20 protein-coding genes are annotated in these 23,110 nt (G+C 70.5%); 9 read left to right on the top strand and 11 right to left on the bottom strand.

Annotated features, from left to right (window positions below):
• Positions 1-122 precede the first annotated feature (122 nt).
• Positions 123-1,085: a helix-turn-helix transcriptional regulator gene (locus ACH492_RS15510; RefSeq protein ID WP_398986687.1), complete on the bottom strand. Its 963-nt coding sequence runs from the start codon at positions 1,083-1,085 to the stop codon at positions 123-125.
• A 63-nt stretch (positions 1,086-1,148) separates the two neighbouring features.
• Here ACH492_RS15510 and ACH492_RS15505 point away from each other — a divergent pair, with 63 nt between their 5' ends.
• From ACH492_RS15505 to ACH492_RS15485, 5 genes are all read left to right on the top strand, one after another.
• Positions 1,149-2,654 carry an MFS transporter gene (locus tag ACH492_RS15505; RefSeq protein ID WP_398986685.1) on the top strand — a complete coding sequence of 502 codons (1,506 nt, stop codon included), beginning with the start codon at positions 1,149-1,151 and terminating at the stop codon, positions 2,652-2,654.
• Between the two features lie 198 nt (positions 2,655-2,852).
• On the top strand, positions 2,853-3,614 hold the full coding sequence (locus tag ACH492_RS15500) for a DeoR/GlpR family DNA-binding transcription regulator (protein WP_398986683.1): 762 nt from the start codon (positions 2,853-2,855) through the stop codon (positions 3,612-3,614).
• Positions 3,611-4,600: a 1-phosphofructokinase gene (pfkB, locus tag ACH492_RS15495; RefSeq protein WP_398986681.1), complete on the top strand. Its 990-nt coding sequence runs from the start codon at positions 3,611-3,613 to the stop codon at positions 4,598-4,600. The genes ACH492_RS15500 and pfkB overlap by 4 nt, the downstream gene beginning before the upstream one ends.
• A complete protein-coding gene (locus tag ACH492_RS15490; protein WP_398986679.1) occupies positions 4,597-7,068 on the top strand; it encodes a fructose-specific PTS transporter subunit EIIC in 2,472 nt (823 codons plus the stop codon). The genes pfkB and ACH492_RS15490 overlap by 4 nt, the downstream gene beginning before the upstream one ends.
• Before the next feature lie 98 nt (positions 7,069-7,166).
• Positions 7,167-7,637 (top strand): hypothetical protein, encoded by a 471-nt coding sequence (locus ACH492_RS15485; RefSeq protein ID WP_398986677.1) that lies wholly within the window; start codon positions 7,167-7,169, stop codon positions 7,635-7,637.
• 77 nt (positions 7,638-7,714) lie between these two features.
• Here the strand turns inward: ACH492_RS15485 and ACH492_RS15480 are convergent, their stop codons facing one another.
• The 3 genes from ACH492_RS15480 to ACH492_RS15470 form a co-directional block, all read right to left on the bottom strand.
• Positions 7,715-8,488, bottom strand: coding sequence for a DUF6227 family protein (locus ACH492_RS15480; RefSeq protein WP_398986675.1), 774 nt, complete (start codon positions 8,486-8,488; stop codon positions 7,715-7,717).
• Positions 8,489-8,673: 185 nt separating this feature from the next.
• A complete protein-coding gene (locus ACH492_RS15475) occupies positions 8,674-9,744 on the bottom strand; it encodes a P1 family peptidase (RefSeq protein WP_398986673.1) in 1,071 nt (356 codons plus the stop codon).
• A gap of 42 nt (positions 9,745-9,786) precedes the next feature.
• Complete coding sequence (locus ACH492_RS15470) at positions 9,787-10,986, bottom strand: low temperature requirement protein A (protein ID WP_398986671.1); 1,200 nt, start codon at positions 10,984-10,986, stop codon at positions 9,787-9,789.
• 194 nt (positions 10,987-11,180) lie between these two features.
• Between ACH492_RS15470 and ACH492_RS15465 the strand changes: the two genes are divergently transcribed.
• Positions 11,181-11,387 (top strand): hypothetical protein, encoded by a 207-nt coding sequence (locus tag ACH492_RS15465; protein ID WP_307662873.1) that lies wholly within the window; start codon positions 11,181-11,183, stop codon positions 11,385-11,387.
• Between the two features lie 16 nt (positions 11,388-11,403).
• Here ACH492_RS15465 and mscL read toward each other — a convergent pair whose 3' ends face one another.
• The 6 genes from mscL to ACH492_RS15435 form a co-directional block, all read right to left on the bottom strand.
• Positions 11,404-11,868: a large conductance mechanosensitive channel protein MscL gene (mscL, locus tag ACH492_RS15460; protein ID WP_398986669.1), complete on the bottom strand. Its 465-nt coding sequence runs from the start codon at positions 11,866-11,868 to the stop codon at positions 11,404-11,406.
• A gap of 132 nt (positions 11,869-12,000) precedes the next feature.
• Positions 12,001-12,534 (bottom strand): RcpC/CpaB family pilus assembly protein, encoded by a 534-nt coding sequence (locus ACH492_RS15455; protein ID WP_398986667.1) that lies wholly within the window; start codon positions 12,532-12,534, stop codon positions 12,001-12,003.
• A 169-nt stretch (positions 12,535-12,703) separates the two neighbouring features.
• Complete coding sequence (locus tag ACH492_RS15450) at positions 12,704-13,618, bottom strand: S-methyl-5'-thioadenosine phosphorylase (protein WP_398986665.1); 915 nt, start codon at positions 13,616-13,618, stop codon at positions 12,704-12,706.
• Positions 13,619-13,694: 76 nt separating this feature from the next.
• On the bottom strand, positions 13,695-14,045 hold the full coding sequence (locus ACH492_RS15445) for an FmdB family zinc ribbon protein (protein WP_398986663.1): 351 nt from the start codon (positions 14,043-14,045) through the stop codon (positions 13,695-13,697).
• Between the two features lie 68 nt (positions 14,046-14,113).
• Positions 14,114-15,409: an MFS transporter gene (locus tag ACH492_RS15440; protein WP_398986661.1), complete on the bottom strand. Its 1,296-nt coding sequence runs from the start codon at positions 15,407-15,409 to the stop codon at positions 14,114-14,116.
• 284 nt (positions 15,410-15,693) lie between these two features.
• Positions 15,694-17,205, bottom strand: a complete 1,512-nt coding sequence (locus ACH492_RS15435; RefSeq protein ID WP_398987336.1) for a potassium/proton antiporter — start codon at positions 17,203-17,205, stop codon at positions 15,694-15,696.
• Between the two features lie 221 nt (positions 17,206-17,426).
• Here ACH492_RS15435 and ACH492_RS15430 point away from each other — a divergent pair, with 221 nt between their 5' ends.
• A complete protein-coding gene (locus ACH492_RS15430) occupies positions 17,427-20,159 on the top strand; it encodes a penicillin acylase family protein (RefSeq protein ID WP_398986659.1) in 2,733 nt (910 codons plus the stop codon).
• Here ACH492_RS15430 and ACH492_RS15425 read toward each other — a convergent pair.
• A complete protein-coding gene (locus ACH492_RS15425) occupies positions 20,149-20,778 on the bottom strand; it encodes a 5-formyltetrahydrofolate cyclo-ligase (protein WP_398986657.1) in 630 nt (209 codons plus the stop codon). The genes ACH492_RS15430 and ACH492_RS15425 overlap by 11 nt on opposite strands.
• 94 nt (positions 20,779-20,872) lie before the next feature.
• On the opposite strand from ACH492_RS15425, the gene galU reads away from it, so the two are divergent.
• Both galU and glp read left to right on the top strand, forming a co-directional pair.
• Positions 20,873-21,775, top strand: coding sequence for a UTP--glucose-1-phosphate uridylyltransferase GalU (gene galU / locus ACH492_RS15420; protein WP_398986655.1), 903 nt, complete (start codon positions 20,873-20,875; stop codon positions 21,773-21,775).
• Between the two features lie 4 nt (positions 21,776-21,779).
• Positions 21,780-23,081, top strand: coding sequence for a gephyrin-like molybdotransferase Glp (gene glp / locus ACH492_RS15415; protein ID WP_398986653.1), 1,302 nt, complete (start codon positions 21,780-21,782; stop codon positions 23,079-23,081).
• Positions 23,082-23,110: the final 29 nt, after the last annotated feature.

Genomic DNA, 23,110 nt, shown 5'->3' with positions numbered 1-23,110 from the left:
CTGGGGTCCTTTCCTGTCCTGGGCCCGCGGCTCCTGCTCCTGTGGCCGGGGGGCTCCTGTGGTCGGGGGTCTCCTGTGCCCGCGGCGTCTCCTGTGGTCGGGGGTTTCCTGTGCCCGCGGCGTCACCGGACAGGAGTTGCCCGGGTCAGGCGCGCGCCCAGGTCCGTCAGGTACTCCACCAGCGGCCGCGGTCCGTGCACCGTGAACTCGCAGTCCACCAGCGCCAGTCGGAGCGCCACCCACTCCAGCGAGTCCGCCGACCTCGCCCGCAGCCGGCATGTCCCCTCCCCCGTCGCCTCCGGCGCGCCCAGCGTCTCCGGGAGCCGCGCGGCCACGAACGCCGCCGGGGCATCGAAGGTCACGTCGATGGCGTGCTCGGGCTGCCGGGACATGGAGTGCCCCAGCAACTCCGCGGCACTGCCCGTCGGCAGCTCCCGCGGCACAAAGCGTGCCCCCGTGGCGAGGGGTTCGGAGACCCGGTCGACCCGGAACGTACGCCAGTCCTCCCGGCCGATGTCGTACGCGACGAGATACCACCGGCGGCCGGTCGAGACGAGGCGGTACGGCTCGACCTGTCGCTTCGTCTCGCTGCCGTTGCCCGCTCGGTAGCCGAAGCGGAGCCGTTCGCGACCGGTGGCCGCGCCCGCGATGACCGTCAGAGTCTGCGGGTCGATCGTCGCGCCGTCGCCCCGGGTCAGCGGGATCGTCGCCGCCTGGAGCGTGGTCACCCGGTGCCGCAGCCGGGACGGCAGTACCTGCTCCAGCTTGGCCAGGGCGCGTACGGAGGCCTCCTCGATGCCCTCGATGGCATGGCCGGCCCCCGCGCGCAGGCCGACCGCGATCGCGACCGCCTCCTCGTCGTCGAGGAGGAGCGGCGGCATCGCGGCGCCCGCGACCAGCCGGTACCCGCCGACCGCACCCTTCGTCGCCTCGACCGGATAGCCGAGGTCGCGCAGCCGGTCGATGTCGCGCCGGATGGTGCGCGGGCTCACCTCGAGGCGCTCGGCGAGCTCACTGCCCGGCCACTCGCGCGGTGTCTGGAGGAGGGAGAGCAGATTCAGGAGTCGGGCCGGAGTATCCGTCATGTTCTTCAGGATGCCGCTTATATAGGTCGTGATCTGGCCTATATGGCCTCTACTTTCCTTCCTATGAGTTCACAGCCCGCCGTACCGGATACGGCTTCAGACCGTCGTCGCTGGATCGCGCTTGCCATCGTCATGACCGCTGCCTTCATGGATCTGGTCGACGTCACCATCGTCAATATCGCGATCCCGAGCATCGAGCGGGACCTCGGGGCGTCCTTCGGCGCGATCCAGTGGATCACCGCCGGGTACGCGCTGGCCTTCGCCGCCGGTCTGATCACCGGCGGCCGGCTCGGTGACATCTACGGCCGCAAGCGGCTGTTCCTGATCGGCATCACCGGCTTCACGCTCGCCTCCGCGCTCTGTGGTTTCGCCGCGAACGAGGAGATGCTGGTCGCCTCCCGCCTGCTGCAGGGCGCGACCGCCGCGATGATGGTGCCGCAGGTGCTGGCGATCATCCATGTCACCTTCCCGGCGCACGAACGCGGCAAGGTCTTCGGCATGTTCGGCGCGATCATCGGGCTCGGCGCGGTGTCCGGGCCCCTGCTCGGCGCGCTGCTGACCCAGTGGAACCTCTTCGGCCTCGAGTGGCGGCCGATCTTCCTGATCAACCTGCCGGTGGGCATAGCCGGGCTGGTCCTGGGCCGGAAGTACATCACCGAGTCCCGCGCCCCGAAGGCGCTCAAGCTCGACCTCGTCGGCGTCGCGCTGGTCACGCTCGGTCTGCTGATGCTGATCTACCCGCTGACGCGCGGCCGTGAGCTGGGCTGGCCGCTGTGGGGTCACCTGTGCATGGCAGGCAGCCTGATCGTCTTCGCCGCGTTCGTCATGTACGAGAAGTACAAGACGCGCAAGGACTCCTCGCCGCTCGTCGAGCTGTCGCTGTTCAAGGTGAAGAGCTTTGCGGCGGGTATCGCCGTGCAGCTCACCTTCGGGATCGCGTGCGGGATCTTCTTCCTGGTCTGGACGCTGTACATGCAGATCGGTCTTGGCTGGTCGCCGCTGCGGGCGGGGCTGACCGGCGTCCCCTTCTCGATCGCCGTGTCCACGGCGGCCGGGATGTCCGTACAGAAGCTGGTGCCGCGCTTCGGCCGCAAGGTGCTGCAGGCGGGCGCGGTGACGATGGCCGCGGGTCTGCTGATCTACATCTGGGAGGCCGGGCGGTACGGGTCGGGGATCCAGTCCTGGCAGATGGCGCTCCCGCTGGTGGTCATGGGCATCGGGATGGGCCTGATCGTGGCGCCGCTGACAGACGCGGTGCTGTCGGACGTGCCCCGCGAGCACTCGGGCTCGGCGTCCGGACTGATCAACACCACCATGCAGATGGGCAATGCGCTGGGGCTCGGACTGGTCTCGGTGGTCTTCTTCGGCTCGATCGACGACCGGATCGCGCCGAGCGCGGTCGGGAACGCGTTCGGGGAGGCGTTCCAGAACTCGCTGTGGTGGGTGGTGGCGGTGCTGGGCGCGATCTTCGTGGTGATGTTCGCGCTGCCGACGCGGCCGAAGCAGCATGTGGAGGGGGCGGCGGAGGCCGAGGGCCCGGCCGACCGGGAGCCGGTGCTCGCCAACTGAGCTCGTGCGGCTGACAGGCCCGGCCCGGGGACGCTTCCCCGGGCCGGGCCTTTCTGTGTGCCCGCCTCGATGTGCCCGTCCCGATGTGACTGTTTCAATGCGTCCCGCCACATGCCCGGATCTGTTTACTTTGCCGAAATCCAGGCGTAGTCTGCAAACGAAACCACAGATTCGGGCTTAGAACGGATGTAAACCCACATGTACGCACCGGAGCGCCAGCAGGAGATCCTGCGACTCGCCCGCGATGGCGGCCGCGTCGATGTGCTCTCCCTCGCCGAGGAGTTCCAGGTCACCGCCGAGACCATCCGGCGGGACCTCAAGGCCCTGGACCGGGCCGGGCTCGTCCGCCGGGTGCACGGTGGGGCCATACCGGCCGGGCGGCTCGACTTCGAGCCCGACCTCGCCGAGCGCGAGTCCACCGCCGCGGACGAGAAGGACCGCATCGCGCACGCCGCGCTCGCCGAACTGCCGGCGGACGGCAGCGTGATCCTCGACGCCGGGTCCACCGTGGGCCGCCTCGCCGCGGCCTTCCCGCTGGAGTGCTCGCTCACCGTCGTCACCCACGCCCTGCCCGTCGCGGCGCGCCTCGCCGACCACCCCGGCATCGACCTCCACCTGGTGGGCGGACGGGTCCGGCACCGGACACGGGCCGCGGTCGACGCGTGGGCGCTGAGGGCGTACGGAGAGATCAACGCGGACGTCGTCTTCCTCGGCGCCAACGGCTTCTCCGTAGCCGGCGGGCTCACCACGCCCGACCTTGCCGAGGGCGCCGTCAAGCGGGCGACCGTCTCGGCCGCGCGGCGCGTGGTGCTGCTGGCGGACTCGGCCAAGCACGGCCACTCGCACTTCGCCCGCTTCGGCGACCTCGCCGACGTCGACCTGCTCATCACCGACAGCGGGCTCAGCCCCGAGGACGCCGCGGCGATCGAGGCCGCGGGAACGGAAGTCGTACGCGCATGATCCTGACCGTCACCCCGAACCCCTCGCTGGACCGTACGTACGAGGTCCCGGCGCTGGACCGCGGCGAAGTCCTGCGGGCCACGGCCGAGCGGATGGACCCCGGCGGCAAGGGCGTCAACGTCTCGCGGGCCGTCGCGGCCGCCGGGCACCGCACGGTCGCGGTCATGCCGCTCGGCGGGGCGCCCGGCGCGCTCGTCGTGGAGCTGCTGACGGGGCAGGGCATCGAGGTCGCGCCGGTTGCGGTGGCGGGTGCGACGCGTTCCAACATCGCGCTGGCGGAGCCGGACGGGACGCTGACGAAGATCAATGCGCCAGGCCCCGAACTGAGCGCCGCGGAAGCCGAGTCGCTTCTGTCCGCGGTCTCTTCGGTCTCCGCGGCCTTTGCGGCCTCCGAGCACTCCGAGCACTCCGCGTCCGTGGCCTGGATCGCGTGCTGCGGCAGCCTGCCGCGTGGCCTCGCGCCCGAGTGGTACGCCGAGCTGGTCGCCCGGGCCCACGCGGCGGGGGCACGGGTCGCCCTCGACACCTCCGGCCCGTCCCTGCTGGCCGCCCTGCGCTCGCGCCCCGACATCGTCAAGCCCAACGCCGACGAACTCGCCCAGGCGGTGGGCCGCCCGCTCGCCACGGTCGGCGACGCCGTCAAGGCGGCGGAGGAGGTGCGCGGGCTCGGCGCGGGCGCGGTGCTGGCGAGCCTGGGCGCGGACGGCCAGCTGCTGGTCTCCTCCGCAGGCATCTTCTACGGGCACGCCCCCGTGACTGCCGTCCGCAGCAACGTCGGCGCGGGCGACGCGTCGCTGGCCGGCTTCCTGGCGGCGGGAGGCGAGGGCCCGGACGCGCTGTCCGCGGCGGTCGCCCACGGCGCGGCCGCGGTCCAGCTGCCCGGCAGCGTGATGCCGAAGCCGACCGACCTCGACCCGTCCGCGGTCACCGTGACCGCGGAGATCCCCCTGGACCGAGCACTCACCGAGCAAGGGAGCCCGCGATGAGCGAAATGATCACCGCGGACCTGGTCGACCTCGACCTGGCCGCGACGACGAAGGAGGCCGCGGCCCGTTCGCTGGCCGAGCGGATGATGGCCCATGGCCGGGTCACCGACCTGGACGGTTTCCTGGCGGACGTTGCGGCCCGCGAGGCCCAGATGCCGACGGGCCTGGACGGCGGGATCGGCATCCCGCACTGCCGGAGCGCGCATGTCACCGAGCCGACACTGGCATTCGGCCGCAGCGCTTCGGGCATCGACTTCGGCGCTCCGGACGGCCCGGCGGACCTGATCTTCCTGATAGCGGCCCCCGCGGGCGCGGACGACGCCCACTTGACGATCCTGTCGAGCCTGGCGCGCCGCCTGATGGACGAGAACTTCACGGGGACGCTGCGGGGAGCGACGGCCGCGGATGCGGCTGCCGCGCTGATCCGGGGCGACGCTCCGGAGACCGCGGCGGGTGCTGGAGCCGCGCCGGGCGCGGGGGCTGCCGCGGTCGCGCCGCTTTCGCCGGAGCGCGGCGAGGGTGGACCGGCCGCGGGTTCGCGGGGAGTGGCCGACGGGGCGGCGGAGACTGATACGGCTTCGGGCTCGGTGCCGGTGCCAAGCGGAGGTTCCGCCTCTGGCGAGGGCTCGACGGGCATGGCCGCCTCGGCTTTGCCAGGTGGGACGCGCGCAGCTGACGGGGCGGCGGAGACCGACACGGCGTCGGGCGCGGTGTCGAGTGGCGGCTCGCTCTCGGGCGCGACTGGCGCGGCGCCTTCGCCTGACGGGGGCGCGGGCGCACCGGCCGCGGGCTCGCGGGATGCCGCCGCCGCGGCGGTGCCGGGCGCCGACAGTGACGCGTCCGGCGGGGAAGCTGCCGCCGACAGCGACGGGCAGGTGCCCGGCGTCGGAGTGGAGCCGGTGGCCGCCGAGCGCGGCGAAGCCGGCGACGGCGCGGCCGGAGGTCCGGGGCGGAGCCCCGGTTTCGGGAAGGGGCGGGGTGGGGGAGACACCACCACCCCCTTCCGCATCGTCGCCGTCACCTCCTGCCCCACCGGCATCGCCCACACCTACATGGCCGCCGAATCCCTCGAAAAGGCCGGCGAAGCCAACGGCGTCCAAGTCGCCGTCGAGACGCAGGGGTCCGCCGGGTTCACCCGGCTCGACCCCAAGGTCATCGCCGACGCCGACGGCGTGATCTTCGCGCACGACGTACCCGTACGGGACAAGGAGCGCTTCGCCGGGAAGCCCACCGTCGACGTCGGCGTCAAGGCCGGGATCAGCAGGCCCGCCGAGCTCATCGCCGAGGTCCGTGGCAAGGCCGCGCGCGGTGAGGCCAGCGGTCCCGCCAAGGCCACACCCGTCGAGGCGGCCGGCGAGCCCGGCGAGGGCTACGGCACCAAGCTGCGCAAGTGGCTGATGTCCGGCGTCAGTTACATGGTCCCGTTCGTCGCCGCCGGCGGCCTCCTCATCGCCCTCGGCTTCGCCATCGGCGGCTACGAGATCTCCGACGCCAAGTCCGTCGCCGAGCACTTCGCCTGGGCCGACCACACCAGCTGGGCCGCCCTCCTCTTCCAGGTCGGCGGACTCGCCTTCAGCTTCCTCGTCCCCGTACTCGCGGGCTACATCGCCTACGGAATGGCCGACCGCCCCGGTCTCGTCCCCGGCTTCGTCGGCGGCGCCATCGCGCTCACCATCAACGCCGGTTTCCTCGGCGGCCTGATCGCCGGTCTGCTCGCGGGCGCAACCGTCATGGCGATCCAACGCCTCAAAGTGCCCAAACCACTTCGCGGCATCATGCCGGTCGTCGTGATCCCGCTCATCTCGTCCGCGGTCGTCGGGTTCCTGATGTTCCTGGTGATCGGCAAGCCCATCGCCGAGCTCCAGCAGGCGCTCACCGACTGGCTGTCCAGCCTCTCCGGCGCCAACGCCGTCATCCTCGGCGCAATCCTCGGCCTGATGATGTGCTTCGACCTCGGCGGCCCGCTCAACAAGGTCGCGTACACCTTCGCGGTCGGCGGGCTCGCCAACCCCAACGAAGGATCCCTCAAGGTCATGGCCGCGGTGATGGCCGCCGGCATGGTGCCGCCGCTGGCGATGGCTCTGGCCACCGTCGTACGCGGCAGGCTCTTCACCAAGACCGAGCGCGAGAACGGCAAGGCCGCCTGGGTGCTCGGTGCGTCCTTCATCACCGAGGGCGCGATCCCGTTCGCCGCGGCCGACCCGCTCCGGGTGATCCCGGCCGCGATGGCGGGCGGCGCGGTTACCGGCGGCCTGTCGATGGCCTTCGAGTGCACCCTGCGCGCCCCGCACGGCGGCATCTTCGTGGTGCCACTGATCGGCAACCCGTTCCTCTACCTGGTCGCGATAGTCGCGGGCACACTCGTCAGCGCGGGCGTGGTCATCCTCCTCAAGCGCGCGCGCAAGCGGCAGCCTGAGCAGGTACCGGCCGCGGCCGAGGAGGAGACCCAGGTGCTCGCGGCGGCCTGAGCGGGCCCGACCGATGGTCACGGTCACCAGGCACGGTCACCAGGAAGGAGAGGCCCGTGAGGAGAAGCCCGTGAGGAGAAGCCCGTGAGGAGAAGCCCGTGAGGCAGACGGCGACACACCCCGAGCTCCAACGGCTGGAGCCCCTCGTGGGCGAGTGGCTGATGGACGCGTCCATCGAAGGCCGGCTCGTGGCGCGCGCAAGGACGACCTTCGCGTGGCTGGAGGGCGGAGCCTTCCTCCTCCAGCACGCGGACCTGGAGCCCGACGCGTCCACCGCCGCTGAATGGCTGGACAACGCGCCCTTCCCGGTCGAGTCGGTCACCGGACTGGACGACGCGGCCGGGACGTTCACCATGCTCTACGCCGACGGACGCGGCGTTTCCCGGGTCTACGAGACCGACGTACAGGACGGGATCTGGACCATTCGGCGGGCCGCACCCGCGTTCCACCAGCGGTTCACCGGCACGATCGGCGCTGGCGGCAGGACCATCACCGGCCGCTGGGAAGGGTCGGGCGACGGCGAGACGTGGTCGTACGACTTCGATGTGACCTACCGGAAGGTCACCTAGCCGAACGCACCCGCGGGCCCAAGCACCCGCGGGCCCAAGCACCCGTCGGCTGACGCCCGCCGACTGACGCCCGTCGGCTAACGCACCCGCGCCCGGAGCTCCATCGCCTCCCGCGCGGTGTGCTCCGCGCCGTACACCTCGCACATATGGCGGCCGTCCGGCGTCGCTGTGTGCTCCACCTCCCACAGGCTCGTCTCCGTCCCGTCCAGCAGCAGGAACGCGTGCTCGTAGAGGGTGAAGCCCGCGTCCCTGCCCTCCACCCGGTACTGGCGGCCGAAGACCTGCGTGATGTGGTGGGCGAACGCGGCCCGCAGCAGGCGCGCGGTCTCTTCGCCCGGCCGGTCGGCGTTCTCCGCGCGGCGCAGCACGCGGCGGGCGTGGTCCGCGGAGTTGTCCGGGGCATACACCCGGGGGAGCGGGGCCGGCGGCGTCGCCATCAGGCTGGCGAGAAGCTCCAGATCGGCGTCCAGGTCGGCGCCGGGATCGGCGCCCGGATCCAAGCTGGGGCCCGCGTCCGGTCCGGCGAAGCCCGGGAAACCCGCGGGCAGCCGTGAGGCGGCGAGGCGGGCCTCCGACTCCTCGGTGTACAGCTCGTGCTGCTCAGCGCCGCCGCGCCCGGTGTTGTGCACCAGCTCCCACAGGACGAGCGAGCTGCCGTCGCTGAGCAGATAGGCATGGCGGTACGTCGCGCGGTGCAGCGCCGCGCTGTGGTGCGAGGAGTGCAGCGAACTGGCGTGCGCCAGCGCCGACTCCAGTCGTTCGACCGTGGCGTCGGGCAGGTCGAAGGAGTTGAGTGCCCGACCCAGGAGTCGCTCGAGCTGCGTCTCGGTTGTCTCGTACGGATCGTTCAAGATGGGTCTCCAGGCCGTCGCCGCAAGTCACTTGGTGATTGCTAAACGTAGCCCCTGGGTCTGACAACGTGTCCGGGGTTCGGGAAAACGAAGGGGGTGCGAGGGAAGTTCCCGCGCGTCCGCTCGCGTTCCCGCGCATCCGCCGGGGGTTCCGTGCGCCGGAGCCAACTGACTTGCCCCGTAAGTCAGTTGATGCCGTACAGGTCCCGGTACGCAGGAAACACCCCGCCCGGTCCCTCGACCCCCTCGGCCGTGAGTACCGCCCGTACGATCGCCCGCGTCACCACGTTCGCGCCCGCCGCGAGCACCTCGTTGAGCGCGAGCGGGTTGGCGGCGTCGAGGGGGACGGCGCCCGTGGCCAGGGTGAAGACGGTGTCCCCGTCGTTGAGGAGATGGACGGGGCGTACGGCGCGCGCGATGCCGTCGTGCGCCGTGCCCGCGAGCTTCTGCGCCTGGGCGCGGGTGAGGTCGGCGTCGGTGGCGACGACGGCGAGGGTGGTGTTGAGCGGGGGCGGCCCGCTCTTCTCGCGCGCCTCGGTGAGGCGGAGCTGGGCAGCGGCGTGGACGTCGGGGGAGGGGTAGGTGACGCGGCCCGCGAAGTACTGCCCGTACAGCGCGCCCGTCCGCGGATCGACGGCCGAGCCCGCGGCGTTGGCCACGACGAGCGCGGCGACGGTGATCCCGGAGTCCAGGACCGTGCTCGCGGTGCCGATCCCGCCCTTGAACTGCCCGACGGCCGCGCCCGTGCCCGCGCCGACGTTGCCCTCCTCGACCGGCGCGCCCTCCTCCGTACGGGCTGCCGCCTCCACCGCGGCGCGGCCTGTCGCCGCGTCCGGTCTGGCCCGCCAGTCGCCGCCGCGCCCCAGGTCGAAGACGCAGGCGGCCGGGACGACCGGCACCACGTGCGAGGGGTCGGGGCCGACGCGGACGCCGCGGCCCTGCTCTTCCAGCCAGGCCATCACGCCGGCGGCGGAGTCGAGGCCGTACGCGCTGCCGCCGGTCAGTACGACCGCCTCGACGCGCTGGACCAGATTGCGGGGGTCGAGGGCATCCGTCTCCCGGGTGCCGGGGCCGCCGCCGCGTACGTCGACGGCGGCGATCGCTCCGCCCGCGGGGGCGAGCACGACGGTGGTGCCGCTGAGGGCACGCTCGCCGGGCACGCGCGCATGGCCGACCCGCAGGCCGGCCACGTCCGTGAGCCCACCTTCCGCCGGTCCGCCGGCCTGCCCGTCTGCCGGAGCATCATTCCTGTCCATAACGCCCATGCGTATCACGCCAGTTGCGGCAGGCCGTGTCCGTCACGCGGTGACCGTCTGGCGGGTGGCGAGTGTCACACCCACCGCGACCGTCGCCGCGGTGACGAGCCCCGTGGTGAGGACGGCCCAGTCCCCCGCGAATGTGCAGGCGAGGACTGCCAGGGTCGCGACGGGGAGGGTGAGCTGCTGTGGGAGGGTGCGTTTGAAGTGACGTGCGTGCAGTAGCCAGACCGTGAACAGGAAGAGAGCGACCGGGACGGTGACGGCGGCATTCGCCGCGACCGCGGAGATGTGCGCCTTGCCCACCACGTGTTCGATCGAGACCTCGATGCCCGCGCCGATCGCTGCCGCGGACCCGAAGATCAGGACGTGTCCGTAGCCCCATGGAATGGCCTGCCGGTTGGAGACCAGCCGCTCGTGCGCCGGTACGGCGAAGTAGATCCACCACGCGGAGAAGATGATCAGCAGACCGCCGCCCGCGATGGGCAGCAGCTCGCCGAGGGCCTCGTTGTCGTCGAGCGCGGACTGTACGGCGATGGTGCTCGCGAACATCGTCTCGCCCAGCACGATGATCGTGAACAGTCCGTAGCGCTCGACGATGTGGTGCGGGTGCCACGGGGTCTGCTGGTTCCGCTCGGCGACCAGCGGGATCAGCAGCTCCGCGGCGGCCACAACGATGAACAGCCACCGTTTGGCCCCGTCGGGCACGAACAGCAGCCCCACCCAGGCCATCTGGCAGACCACGAGGCTCACGGTGTACTCGAGCGCGGTCCTCCGGGCCGGTCCCGCCTCCGAGGCCGCCGCCCGCAGCCACTGGGTCGTCAGCGCGACTCGCATGATCAGATAGCCGATGACGGCGACGGTCCAGTCGTTGTCGTTGAAGGCGCGGGGCACCCCGGCCGCGTAGACCAGTACGCCGGAGATCTGGACCAGGGTCGCGATCCGGTACGGCACGTCGTCGACGTCGTACGCCGAGGCGAACCAGGTGAAGTTCATCCAGGCCCACCACACGCCGAAGAAGACATAGCCGTAGCCGATGATGCCGGTGCCCGGGTGGCCCCCGGCGAGCGCGTGGACGAGCTGCGTGCCGGCCTGCGCCACCGCGACGACGAAACAGAGGTCGAAGAAGAGCTCCAGCGGTGTCGCGGCGCGGTGCGCCTCGTCGCGGCTACGGGGGGTCATACGGCGCAGCGGCGCCGAGGCGTCTGAGCCTGTGGGGTCCGGGCTGGGTGCGGACGTCATGCGCACAAGCACAACAGACCGGGGCGGGACCGGGCGGCGAGACGCGCGCTGCCGTCCGCCGACGCGCACCGCGCACTCCGCGCGGGCCGGGCGGCCGTTCCCGGCCGCCCTCGGCCACCCGCAGCTGCCGCCGCGCCCCGACTAGCGCTCGGGCCGCCCGACCATTACCCGCCCCCTCGCCGTACCCTGGACGTATGAGCACCGCCCCCGCCCCCGGACCGCGTGATGCGAAGCAGCCACGACAGCAGTCCCCGAAGCCGAAGCTGATCTTCGACGATCCGCTGGACCAGCAATCCCCGGACGATACGGACCGTGGGTGGGGCGAGCGGCCTCTTGCAGCCGGCGACAGCGCCGCCGATTTGGCGCGCTTCCTCGACGAGAAGCCGCCCCACCACATCTGAGCCTTCGCCGGCTTCTCTACTGGTCGTGGCCCGAGCCGCGCTGCGCCACGACCGCGTCGCGGATCTCCTTCAGGACCTCGAGCTCGGTCAGCTCGACCACTTCCTTCGCGCCTTCCTTGGCGGCCTCCCGCTCGGCCCTCCTGGCCAGGTACTTGGACATGGGCAGCACCATCAGAAAGTAGACGACGGCAGCGGTGATCAGGAAGGTGAGGGTGGCGCTGAGCACCGAGCCCCACAGGATCTGGATGCCGTCCACCTCGCCGTTCACCGTCTTGCAGGTGCCCTTCAGACAGGAGCTGTAGGAGTCCAGCTCCTTCGTCCCGAACGCGCCGACCACCGGGTTGATCACGCCCTTCACCACGGAGTTCACGATCTGGGTGAACGCCGCGCCGATGACCACGGCGACGGCCAGGTCGATCACATTGCCGCGCATCAGGAAGGCCTTGAAGCCCTCCAGGACGCTGACCTTCTTCTCGCTCACCACTGAGCCTCTCTTCGCATGTGCAGGACACGGAGCCAAACGCTCCGAAACCTACGTCAGCGTGTGACCGCGCTGTCCAGCCCGCACAGGCGATGAGGCGAATTGACGGTACGTCAGCACGAGCACGAGCAGTCAGCACACGGTCACCGCCAGCCGGGATGTCGCCCCGGCGCCCGCCAGCGCGGCTGCCGTCGCCCGCGGAACGGACAGCACAACCAGCGCACCGCCGTCCGGAGAAGAGCCCTCAGCTGACGGCTCGCGCCTACCCGGGACCTCGGCCACCCGGGCTCCCGACGCCACCACTCGCGCCTCGGACCCTTGCCCCGCAGGGGAGTTGGCGGCGGCGATCACATCCACCCGGTCTCCCGGGCGCAGCAGCCGGACCGTCGCTGCATCCGCGATACGCACCGGAGCCGACACCATCTCGGCGGCGGGCCGACGCTCGCGCTGCGGTGCCGCGGCGAGCGCCTCCGTCCCCGAACCGTCCGCGCCGCGGGCGCCCGAAGCGGCAAGCGCCGCCGCCGTCATGGCGAGACCGGCCGCCAGCGCCCGCCGTCGCCGGCGCATCGCCCGCCGCAGCCGATGCGCCCCGCCGCGCACCCGCAGCGGAGCGAACGGGGGCACACCTAGAGGCTCGGGCGCGGGGGAGGGAGGGAGAAGCGACATGACACTCACCGCCTGTCGTGAGGAGTGGAGTTGGACCGACCACTTGGACCGACCACTTGGACCGATCACCCGGGCCGACCGCTCCTCACGATCCACCCTCCGTCCGCCTCCCGCAGACGCCTGTGGACGACCCCCGCCCTGTGGACAACTCCCTCACCCAGGCGAGCGATTACGGCAGCTGAAACCCCGGATCGACGCCGCCCAGCGCCCGCGTGCACAGACAGTCCCTGTCCCCGTCGGCCGGCAGCCCCGCCACCGCAGCGAACAGCACCGTCCGCAGCCGGTCCACATTGGCGGCGAAGACCTCCATCACCTCCTCGTGGGAGACGCCTTCGCCCGACACCGCACCCGCGTCCAGGTCCGTCACCAGCGCCATCGACGTGTAGCAGAGTGCCAGTTCACGGGCGAGCACCGCCTCCGGGTGCCCGGTCATGCCGACCACCGACCAGCCCATCGCCGCGTACCACCGCGACTCCGCCCGGGTCGAGAAGCGTGGCCCCTCGACCACCACCATCGTCCCGCCGTCCACCGGATCCCAGTCCCGCCCGCGCGCCGCCTCCAGCGCCGCCTTGCGCCCGTCGGGGCAGTACGGATCGGCCGGCGACACATGCACGACGTTCGGAATGGTCCCGTCCGGCAGCGGCAGCCCGTCGTAGAAGGTCTGCGCACGCGACTGCGTACGGTCCACGAACTGATCCGGTACGAGCAGCGTCCCCGGCCCGTAATCCGGCCGCAGTCCGCCCACCGCGCACGGGCCCAGCACCTGCCGCACGCCCACTGACCGCAGCGCCCACAGATTGGCGCGGTAGTTGATGCGGTGCGGCGGCAGATGGTGGCCGCGTCCGTGCCGGGGCAGGAAGGCGACCCGCCGCCCGGCGATCTCGCCGAGGAACAGCGAGTCGCTGGGACTGCCGTAAGGGGTGTCCACCTGGATCTCGGTGACATCCTCCAGGAAGGAGTAGAAGCCCGAGCCGCCGATCACACCGATCTCTGCGTTCGCGTTACTCGCGTTACTCGCGTTACTCGCGTTACTCGCGTTACTCGCGTTACTCGCGTTACTCGCGTTACTCGCGTTGGTCGCCATGGCTGTCACAGTATCCGGGCGCGAAAACGCCAAAGGACCCCGCCGTACACAACGGCGGGGTCCCCGGAAGCAGACCTCAGGCGGCGGAGCTGCCGCTGGAGCTCGTGGACGAACTCGAAGTGCTCGACGAGCCCGAAGAGCCCGACGACGAGGAAGAGGACGACGTCGAAGCCGCAGGCTTCGAGTCCGACGACTTGGAGTCGGAAGCCTTCGCGCCCGACGTCGACGCCGGCGAGCTGCTCGACGACGACCCACGGCTGTCGTTCCGGTAGAAGCCGGACCCCTTGAATACGATGCCGACCGCCGAGAACACCTTCTTCAGGCGTCCGTCGCAGCTCGGGCACACGGTCAGGGCGTCATCGGTGAACTTCTGCACCGCCTCGAGGCCCTCGCCGCATTCGGTGCACTGGTACTGGTAGGTCGGCACTGGTCTTCCTCCTGGCACTCTCACTCAATGAGTGCTAACGACGGTCCATAGTGACGTATTCCGCTGGATCAGTCCACCGCCACCGGCACTCGGTGACCCATCCCACGTGCCGCGATCCACCCGGAAGCCCTCGCCGAGAGCCGCGAGCGCAGCGCTACCAGGGTGACCAGGGCCAGCACGGTGCCCACCAGGGGGACCAGGAATCCGGCGCTGGCGCCGTGGTCGTCGGCCAGCCGTCCGGCCACCGTCACGGCCGCCGCCTGGCCGAGTGCCACCGCGCCCGTCAGCCAGGTGAAGGCCTCGGTACGGGCCGAAGCCGGCACCAGGGACTCGACCAGCGTGTAGCCGCTGATCAGGGCGGGCGCGATACACAGGCCGACCAGCAGTCCGAGCCCCGCAAGCAGCGCCACGGAGTGCACCGCCCACAGCGCGGAGGCCGCAAGTGTCAGCCCGGCGTAGCCGAGCACCATGCGCCTCCGCGGCCCGCTCTTCCAGGCGATCGCGCCGCACGCGATGCCCGCCAGCATGTTGCCGGCCGCGAAAATTCCGTACAGCAGACCGTTGACCCCGGGGTTGCCGATCTCCTCGGAGAAGGCGGTCAGTGCGACCTGCATTCCGCCGAAGACCGATCCGATGCCGAGGAAGGCCACGGCCAGCACCCGTACGCCCGGAATGGACAGGGCGGAGGCGTGCGGCTCGGCGGCTGTCGCCGCGGGCCGGACCGCCGGCTGCGTACGGCTCTGAGCCGCGAAGAAGAGACCGCCGGCCAGCGTCAGTGCCGCCTCGGCGATCAGTCCGGCCGCCGGGTGGACGCCCGTGCACAGCGCGGTCGCGAGCACCGGTCCGACGACGAAGGTGAACTCGTCCGTCACGGACTCGAAGGCCGCCGCCGTCGACATCAGTGGCGAGCCTCCCCCAGAGCCTTCGGCCCGGGAGGTGCCCCCACCGAGCATGGCGGCCCAGCGGGCCCGCACCATGGGGCCGATCTGCGGTACGGACGCACCCGTCGGCACGGCCGCCGCGAACAGCGCCCACAGGGGCGCGCCCGCCAGCGCGAGCGCCGTCAGGGTGGATACGGAAGCGGTGTGCACCAGCACGCCCGGCAGCAGGACGGCCCGCTGCCCGAATCGGTCGGCGAGCTTGCCGCTCTGCGGTGCGAACAGTGCCATGGAGACACCGGTGAAGGCGGCGACCGCGCCGGCGCTGCCGTAGGAACCGGTGGTGTACTGGATCAGCAGGACGATGCCGATGGTCAGCATCGCGAAGGGCTGGCGTGCCAGAAAGCCGGGGAGCAGGAATGTCCAGGCGCCGGGGGTGCGCAGGAGCTGCCCATACCCAGGACGGGTCTCGACCGTGGATGCCACGGTCCGTGCCTTTCTGCCGCCTGGTAGCGCTCCCCTGGTACGCGTCGTACTCGTGATACGAGACGCACGCTCGTGATACGAGACGCACGGGAGCCGCCGAGAGCTGTCCTCTTGCGCGGATCTGCGGTAGATACCGGGGCCCACTGCGAGGGCGCCGCGGCCGCCATACGGTCGCGCCAGCTCTGCGTCAGGCAGAGTTGGTCGATCAGTGTGGCTTCATGGTACAGGTGGATCTCACGGTTGCGCCTGGGAAATGGGTCACATACCTAGGGGCCTGCCTGCGATTAGTCGGATCTTCTTCCGCCGTTTCCGCCCGTCCCCAGCCAGTCGGCCAGCTTTCCGCCCTGTGCGACCGCCCGCAGCCGCCGTTCCGCCGCGTCCCGCACCGGATCCGTCGCCACCACCAGCAGCTCGTCGCCCCGCCGCAGCACGGTCGACGGCAGCGGTACGAAGCTCTTCCCGTCCCGTACGATCAGGGTCACCGCGGAACCCGCGGGCAGCCGCAGCTCTGCGACCTCCACGCCGTGCATCTTCGACTCCTCCGGGATCGCCACCGACAGCAGATGCCCGCGCAGCCGCTCCAGTGGCGCCGACTCGATGCCCAGATCCGCCGCGTCGGTCGACCTGCCCAAGTGCAGTGATTTCGCCAGCCAGGGCAGCGTCGGTCCTTGCACCAGGGTGTAGACGACGACGAGGACGAAGACGATGTTGAAGACCCGGTCGCTGCCCTCGATGTCGAAGACCATCGGGATGGTCGCGAAAATGATGGGCACGGCGCCGCGCAGCCCGGCCCACGACATCAGGACCTGCTCCTGCCACGGGATACGGAAGGGCTGCAGGCTGACGAGAACCGACAGCGGACGCGCCACCACGGTCAGCACCATCCCCACGATCACCGCGGGCCAGAAGTCGCCCATCAGCTCGCTCGGCGTCACCAGCAGACCGAGCAGGACGAACATGCCGATCTGGGCGATCCAGCCGAGGCCCTCGGCGAATCCGCGGTTCGCCGGCGCGTGCGGGAGCCTGGAGTTCCCCAGCACCATCGAGGCGAGATAGACCGCGAGGAAGCCACTGCCGTGCGCCATGGCGCCGGCGGCGTACGCCACCACCGCGATCGCCATCACCGCGATCGGATACAGACCGGACGCGGGCAGCGCCACATGGCGCAGGCCGAAAGCGCCCAGCCAGCCCGTCGCCAGGCCGATGCCCGCGCCGATCGCCAGCTCCAGGGCGATCTTCCCGATCAGTACGTACCAGTCGTCGACCGGCCCCGCCGTCGAGAAGGCGATCACCAGGATCACCACGGGGGCGTCGTTGAAGCCCGACTCGGCCTCCAGCACACCGGTCACCCGGGACGGCAGCGGCACCTTGCGCAGTACGGAGAAGACCGCGGCGGCGTCCGTCGATGACACCACCGCGCCGATGATGAGCGCCTGCCGCCACTCCAGCCCGACCAGATAGTGAGCCCCCGCCGCCGTGACGCCCACGCTCACCGCGACGCCGACGGTCGACAGCGCGACCGCCGCGGGCAACGCGGGTTTGATCTCCTTCCACTTCGTGCTCAGGCCACCCTCGGCCAGGATCACCACAAGCGCGGCATAGCCGATCACTTGCGTCAGCCTGGCGTCGTCGAACCTGACGTCGAAGATGCCGTCCTGCCCGATGGCGATCCCGATCCCGAGATACAGCAGCAGGCTGGGGAGCCCACTGCGGGACGAGATGCGCACCGCCGCGACGGCGATGAGCAGAACGAGGGAGCAGATGAGCAGGAGTTCATTGAGCTGGTGGACAGTCAGTGGCCGATCCTTCCCTTCGCGCCTACATGCCGGATCGATCCTCCGGCAGGCGACACTTCGTTACCTTACCTAATCTTTAACGTTTTCTTGATGTAGTCGATCATCTGTACGGGTTGAGGGGCCGGGTTGCTGCCTTACGGATACCGCGTCCGAACGGGCGGAGTGCTGCGCCTACAGTTGCTCCAGCACTCCAGGACCACCCTGCCCCTCGAAGGACAGCGATGCCCGCCAACACAACCGCCTCTTCCCCGAAGAAGAAGAAGGGGCGACGCGCCCGCCTGCTCGTGATCGTCCTGGTGCTGGCGCTTGTCGCGGGTGTCGGATACGGCACGTACTGGAGCATCAGCACCGTGCGCGCCTCCTTCCCGCAGACCACCGGGACACTCAAACTCGACGGTCTGCGCGGCCAGGTCGAGGTCAAGCGCGACAATTACGGCATCCCGCAGATCTACGCGGACAGCGACGAAGACCTGTTCCGCGCCCAGGGCTTCGTCCAGGCGCAGGACCGCTTCTGGGAGATGGACGTACGCCGCCATATGACGGCCGGCCGGCTCTCCGAGATGTTCGGCTCCGGACAGGTAGAGACGGACGCCTTCCTGCGCACCCTCGGCTGGCGCCAGGTGGCGCAGCGGGAGTACGACACCAAGCTCACGCCGGAGACGAAGAAGAACCTCCAGGCGTACGCGGACGGCGTCAACGCCTATCTCAAGGGCCGCGAGGGCAAGGACCTTTCCGTCGAGTACGCCGCCCTGTCCTTCACGAACGACTACAAGCCCGAGCAGTGGACGCCGGTCGACTCGGTGGCCTGGCTCAAGGCGATGGCGTGGGACCTGCGCGGCAATATGCAGGAGGAGATAGACCGCTCGCTGCTGACCAGCAGGCTCACCGAGAAGCAGATCAAGGACCTGTACCCGTCGTATCCGTACGACCGGAACAAACCGATCGTCGACGAGGGCGGGATCAACCCCGCCACCGGGAAGTTCGACCCGGACGCCAAGCCGTCCGACCTGTCCGGCGGCGGCAGCGGGGGGAACAGCCCGGCAGGCGCCACCCAGGGCCTGAACTCCCAGCTCGCCGCGCTCTCGAAGACACTGGACACGATCCCGGAGCTGCTCGGCCCCAGCGGCAGCGGCATCGGCTCCAACTCCTGGGTCGTCTCCGGCAACTACACGACGACCGGCAAGCCGATGCTGGCCAACGATCCGCATCTCGCGCCGTCGCTGCCCTCCCTCTGGTACCAGATGGGGCTGCACTGCCGTACGGTCTCGGCTTCCTGCCGGTACGACACCGCCGGCTACACCTTCTCCGGTACGCCCGGCGTGATAATCGGTCACAATCAGGACATCGCCTGGGGCTTCACCAACCTCGGCGCGGACGTCACCGACCTCTACCTGGAGAAGCTCGCCGGCGACAGCTACCAGGTGGGCGGCGAGGAGAAGAAGCTGACCACCCGCAAGGAGGTCATCAAGATCGCGGGCGGCGGCTCCAAGACGATCACGGTCCGCTCCACCGGTCACGGCCCGCTGGTCTCCGACCGCAGCAACGAACTGGAGAAGGTCGGCCAGAAGGCCCCGGTCTCCAACGCCGCACCGGACCGCGGCGCCGGTTACGCCGTGGCCCTGCAGTGGACCGCCCTGGTGCCCGGCAAGTCCATGGACGCGGTCTTCGAACTCAACCGCGCCAAGGACTTCAAGACCTTCCGCGCGGCCGCCGAGAACTTCGAGGTTCCCTCGCAGAACCTCGTCTACGCCGACTCCAAGAACAACATCGGCTACCAGGCGCCAGGCAAGATCCCGGTCCGCGCCGAAGGCGACGGCACCACGCCCGCTCCCGGCTGGGACCCGAAGTACAAGTGGAAGGGCTTCATCCCCTTCGATGAGCTGCCCTACGAGTACAACCCCGGGCGCGGCTATATCGTCACCGCCAACCAGGCCGTCGTCGACGCGAAGAAGTACCCGTATCTGATCACCAAGGACTACGGCTACGGCGCCCGCAGCCAGCGGATCAACGACCTCATCGAGTCGAAGATCCAGGGCGGCGGCAAGATCTCGACCGAAGACATGCGCACCATGCAGATGGACAACAGCAGCGAGATCGCCAAGCTGCTCACGCCGTATCTGCTGAGGATCGACGTCTCGGACAGCTACGTCCGCGAGGCGCAGAAGCTGCTGGAGGGCTGGGACTACACCCAGGAGGCGGATTCCGGCGCCGCCGCGTACTTCAACGGGGTCTGGCGCAATGTCCTCAAGCTCGCCTTCGGCAACAAGCTGCCCAAGGAGCTGCGCGTCGAGGGCGAGTGCCTCAACGTCCGCCCGGCCGACAGCTCGGCCCCGGACGACCAGCTGACCGAGCGGGTGCGCGAGTGTGGCCAGCGCGACACGGAGTCGGCGCAGCCGGACGGCGGCGACCGCTGGTACGAGGTCGTGGGCAAGATCCTCAAGGACGAGAACAACGAGTGGTGGAAGTCCCCGGCCAGCCGTACCGACTCGGCCACCACCACGCGTGACCAGCTGCTCGCGCGGGCAATGGAGGACGCCCGCTGGGAGCTGACGGCCGAGCTGGGCAAGGATGCATCCAGCTGGAGCTGGGGCCGGCTGCACCAGCTGACGCTGAGGAACCAGACGCTCGGCACCGAGGGTCCCGGCTTCCTGCAGTTCGTGCTCAACCGCGGCCCGTGGAATCTTGGCGGCGGCGAGGCGGCGGTCAATGCGACCGGCTGGAACGCGGCGGGCGGCTACGGAGTCATCTGGGTGCCGTCGATGCGGATGGTCGTCAACGTCGGCGACTGGGACAAGTCCCGTTGGATCAACCTGACCGGTGCGTCGGGGCACGCGTACAGCGCGCACTACACCGACCAGACGGACAAGTGGGCGAACGGCGAGCTTCTCGACTGGGCCTACAGTGCGCAGGCCGTGTCCCAGAAGACCGCCGACACCCTCAAACTCACTCCGTAGCGTCCGTAGCGTCCGTAGCGTCCGTCGAGCCGGTGAAGCGCCTGACTGCCTCGGGTGTCACCACCGCGTGCACGGGGTGGTCGTGCGGTTCCTCGGGAACCCGCGCGACCACCTCGTGCGCGTACAGCAGCACCACCAGCGCCGGGTCGGCGCCGGCCGCCGAGAGGCGGGCGAGGACCCGGTCGTACGAGCCGCCGCCGCGGCCGAGCCGCATACCGCGGGCGTCCACCGCGAGCCCGGGAAGGAGCACGGCATCCGCATCCAGCACGGCGTCCACGCCGAGCCGCGCGCCGTCCGGCTCCAGCAGCCCGCGCCCCGCGCGCACCAGATGTTCCGCGCCCTCGTACACTCCCCAGTCCAGATCGTTGTCCGCCTGCAGGACCGGCAGCAGGACGCGTACGCCCCGCGCGCGCAGCGCGTCGAGCAGCGCGCGGGTGCCGGGCTCGCGCCCGACGGAGACGTATGCGGCGACTGTGCTCGCTTCGGCCAATTCCGGAAGGTCAAGGGCCAGTCGGGCGAGAACCGCGGCGGTCCGCTGGACGTCCTCGGGGGACAGGAGGGCCCGGGCGTCCAGGAGTTCACGCCGAACCGCACTCTTTCCGGACAAGTCACCGCTCATTACCCGTTCACAAACCTCTCGTACATGTCTTTATGAGTCGGAAGTTAACCGGAGGCTCATCTTCAGCCCATACTCGACGGCTATGGTGCTGCGCATGACTCAGTCGCACCCCAGGATCAGCAAGGCTGTCATCCCTGCCGCAGGCCTCGGAACCCGGTTCCTGCCTGCCACGAAAGCCACTCCCAAAGAGATGCTGCCTGTCGTCGACAAGCCCGCGATCCAGTACGTCGTCGAGGAGGCGGTCGCGGCCGGCCTCTCCGACGTACTCATGGTCACGGGCCGCAACAAGCGGCCGCTCGAGGACCATTTCGACCGGAACTACGAGCTGGAAGAGGCGCTCACCCGCAAGGGCGATGCCCGCCGCCTCGCGAAGGTCCAGGAGTCGAGCGACCTCGCCACCATGCACTACGTCCGCCAGGGCGACCCGCGCGGCCTCGGCCATGCCGTGCTCTGCGCCGCCCCGCACGTCGGCGACCAGCCCTTCGCGGTCCTCCTCGGCGACGACCTGATCGATCCGCGCGATCCACTGCTCGCCAGGATGGTCGAGATCCAGGAGCGGGAGGGCGGCAGCGTCATCGCGCTGATGGAGGTCGACCCCGCCCAGATCCAGATGTACGGCTGCGCGGCAGTCGAGGCCACCGGCGAGGCCGATGTCGTCAAGGTGACCAACCTGGTCGAGAAGCCCGACCCGTCCGAGGCCCCCAGTAACCTTGCCATCATCGGCCGCTATGTCCTGAATCCTGCCGTCTTCGACATACTTCGTGAGACCGAGCCGGGCCGGGGCAACGAGATCCAGCTCACCGACGCACTCGAGAAACTCGCCGAGGACGAGAAGGTGGGCGGACCGGTGCACGGAGTGATCTTCAAGGGCCGCCGCTACGACACCGGCGACCGTGGGGACTATCTGCGGGCGATTGTCAGACTCGCGTGCGAACGTGAAGACCTGGGCCCGGAGTTCCGGACCTGGCTTCGCAGTTATGTGACCGAGGAGATGTAACACCGTGAGCAGCACGATCTGGTCGGTGGACGACCACCTGGAGGACATCCTCGGCGCGATCCGCCCGCTGGACCCGATCGAGCTGCAGTTGCCCGACGCCCAGGGCTGTGTCCTGGTCGAGGACGTCACCGCGCCGGTCGCGCTGCCGCCCTTCGACAACAGCTCCATGGACGGGTACGCGGTCCGCACGGTCGATGTCGCGGGCGCGAGTGAGGAGTTCCCCGCCGTCCTCACGGTGATCGGCGATGTGGCGGCCGGCGGCGCCGGGCTGCCCACCGTCGGACCCGGCCAGGCCGCCCGCATCATGACCGGCGCTCCGCTGCCGCCCGGCGCGGAGGCGGTCGTCCCGGTCGAGTGGACCGACGGCGGCACGGGCGGCGGAGCCGCCACCACGATGCGCCCGGCCGGCGAGGCCCCGGAGGGCGCGAGCGGCGAGGTCCGCGTCCACCGGCCGGTCGAGGCGCGCGCCCATGTGCGCGCCCGCGGCAGCGACGTCCAGGCGGGGGACCTGGCGCTGGAGGAGGGCACCGTCCTCGGCCCGCCGCAGATCGGCCTGCTCGCCGCTATCGGCCGCGGCTCCGTGCGCGTCCGTCCCCGTCCGCGCGTCGTCGTGCTCTCCACCGGCAGCGAACTGGTACAGCCCGGCGAGGAGTTGGGTGAGGGCCAGATCTACGACTCGAACAGCTTCGCGCTGTGTGCCGCCGCCCGCGACGCGGGCGCCCTCTCCTACCGGGTGGGCGCGGTCACCGACGACGCGGAGGTGCTGCGCGCCACCATCGAGGACCAGCTGATCCGTGCCGATCTGCTGGTCACGACGGGCGGCGTGAGCGTCGGAGCGTACGACGTCGTCAAGGAGGCCCTCGCCTCGGTGGGCGACGTGGACGTGCCGGGCAGCGGGATCGACTTCCGCAAGCTCGCCATGCAGCCCGGCAAGCCGCAGGGCTTCGGCTCGATCGGCCCGGAGCACACCCCGCTGCTGGCGCTGCCCGGCAATCCGGTCTCCTCGTACGTCTCCTTCGAGCTGTTCGTACGTCCCGCGATCCGGGCCCTGATGGGGCTCAAGGACGTCCACCGCCCGAAGGTGCGCGCACTCCTCAAGGCCGACAAGCCGCTGACGTCGCCCGCGGGCAAGCGACAGTTCCTGCGCGGTGTGTACGACCCCGAGTCGGGCACCGTCTCCCCTGTCGGCGGTTCCGGCTCCCATCTGATCGCGGCCCTCGCCCATGCCGACTGCCTGATCGTCGTCCCGGAGCCCGACACCTCGGCCGGGCCGGGCGCGGAGGTGGAAGTGGTCCTCCTCGGCTGACCTGCATACGGTGGCGGTACCGTGTCTGC

The organism is Streptomyces sp. NPDC019443 (assembly GCF_044389785.1).
Lineage (GTDB): Bacteria > Actinomycetota > Actinomycetes > Streptomycetales > Streptomycetaceae > Streptomyces.
The sequence above is the reverse complement of the archived record's forward strand: the minus strand, read 5'-3'. Positions and strand labels throughout refer to the sequence as shown.

Bases quoted from the DNA above. Each gene is read 5' to 3' on its own strand.
- ACH492_RS15510 (WP_398986687.1), bottom strand. From the start codon at position 1,085: ATGACGGATACTCCGGCCCGACTCCTGAATCTGCTCTCCCTCCTCCAG.
- ACH492_RS15505 (WP_398986685.1), top strand. From the start codon at position 1,149: ATGAGTTCACAGCCCGCCGTACCGGATACGGCTTCAGACCGTCGTCGC.
- ACH492_RS15500 (WP_398986683.1), top strand. From the start codon at position 2,853: ATGTACGCACCGGAGCGCCAGCAGGAGATCCTGCGACTCGCCCGCGAT.
- pfkB (WP_398986681.1), top strand. From the start codon at position 3,611: ATGATCCTGACCGTCACCCCGAACCCCTCGCTGGACCGTACGTACGAG.
- ACH492_RS15490 (WP_398986679.1), top strand. From the start codon at position 4,597: ATGAGCGAAATGATCACCGCGGACCTGGTCGACCTCGACCTGGCCGCG.
- ACH492_RS15475 (WP_398986673.1), bottom strand. From the start codon at position 9,744: ATGGACAGGAATGATGCTCCGGCAGACGGGCAGGCCGGCGGACCGGCG.
- ACH492_RS15470 (WP_398986671.1), bottom strand. From the start codon at position 10,986: ATGACGTCCGCACCCAGCCCGGACCCCACAGGCTCAGACGCCTCGGCG.
- ACH492_RS15465 (WP_307662873.1), top strand. From the start codon at position 11,181: ATGAGCACCGCCCCCGCCCCCGGACCGCGTGATGCGAAGCAGCCACGA.
- ACH492_RS15455 (WP_398986667.1), bottom strand. From the start codon at position 12,534: ATGTCGCTTCTCCCTCCCTCCCCCGCGCCCGAGCCTCTAGGTGTGCCC.
- ACH492_RS15450 (WP_398986665.1), bottom strand. From the start codon at position 13,618: ATGGCGACCAACGCGAGTAACGCGAGTAACGCGAGTAACGCGAGTAAC.
- ACH492_RS15430 (WP_398986659.1), top strand. From the start codon at position 17,427: ATGCCCGCCAACACAACCGCCTCTTCCCCGAAGAAGAAGAAGGGGCGA.
- ACH492_RS15425 (WP_398986657.1), bottom strand. From the start codon at position 20,778: ATGAGCGGTGACTTGTCCGGAAAGAGTGCGGTTCGGCGTGAACTCCTG.
- galU (WP_398986655.1), top strand. From the start codon at position 20,873: ATGACTCAGTCGCACCCCAGGATCAGCAAGGCTGTCATCCCTGCCGCA.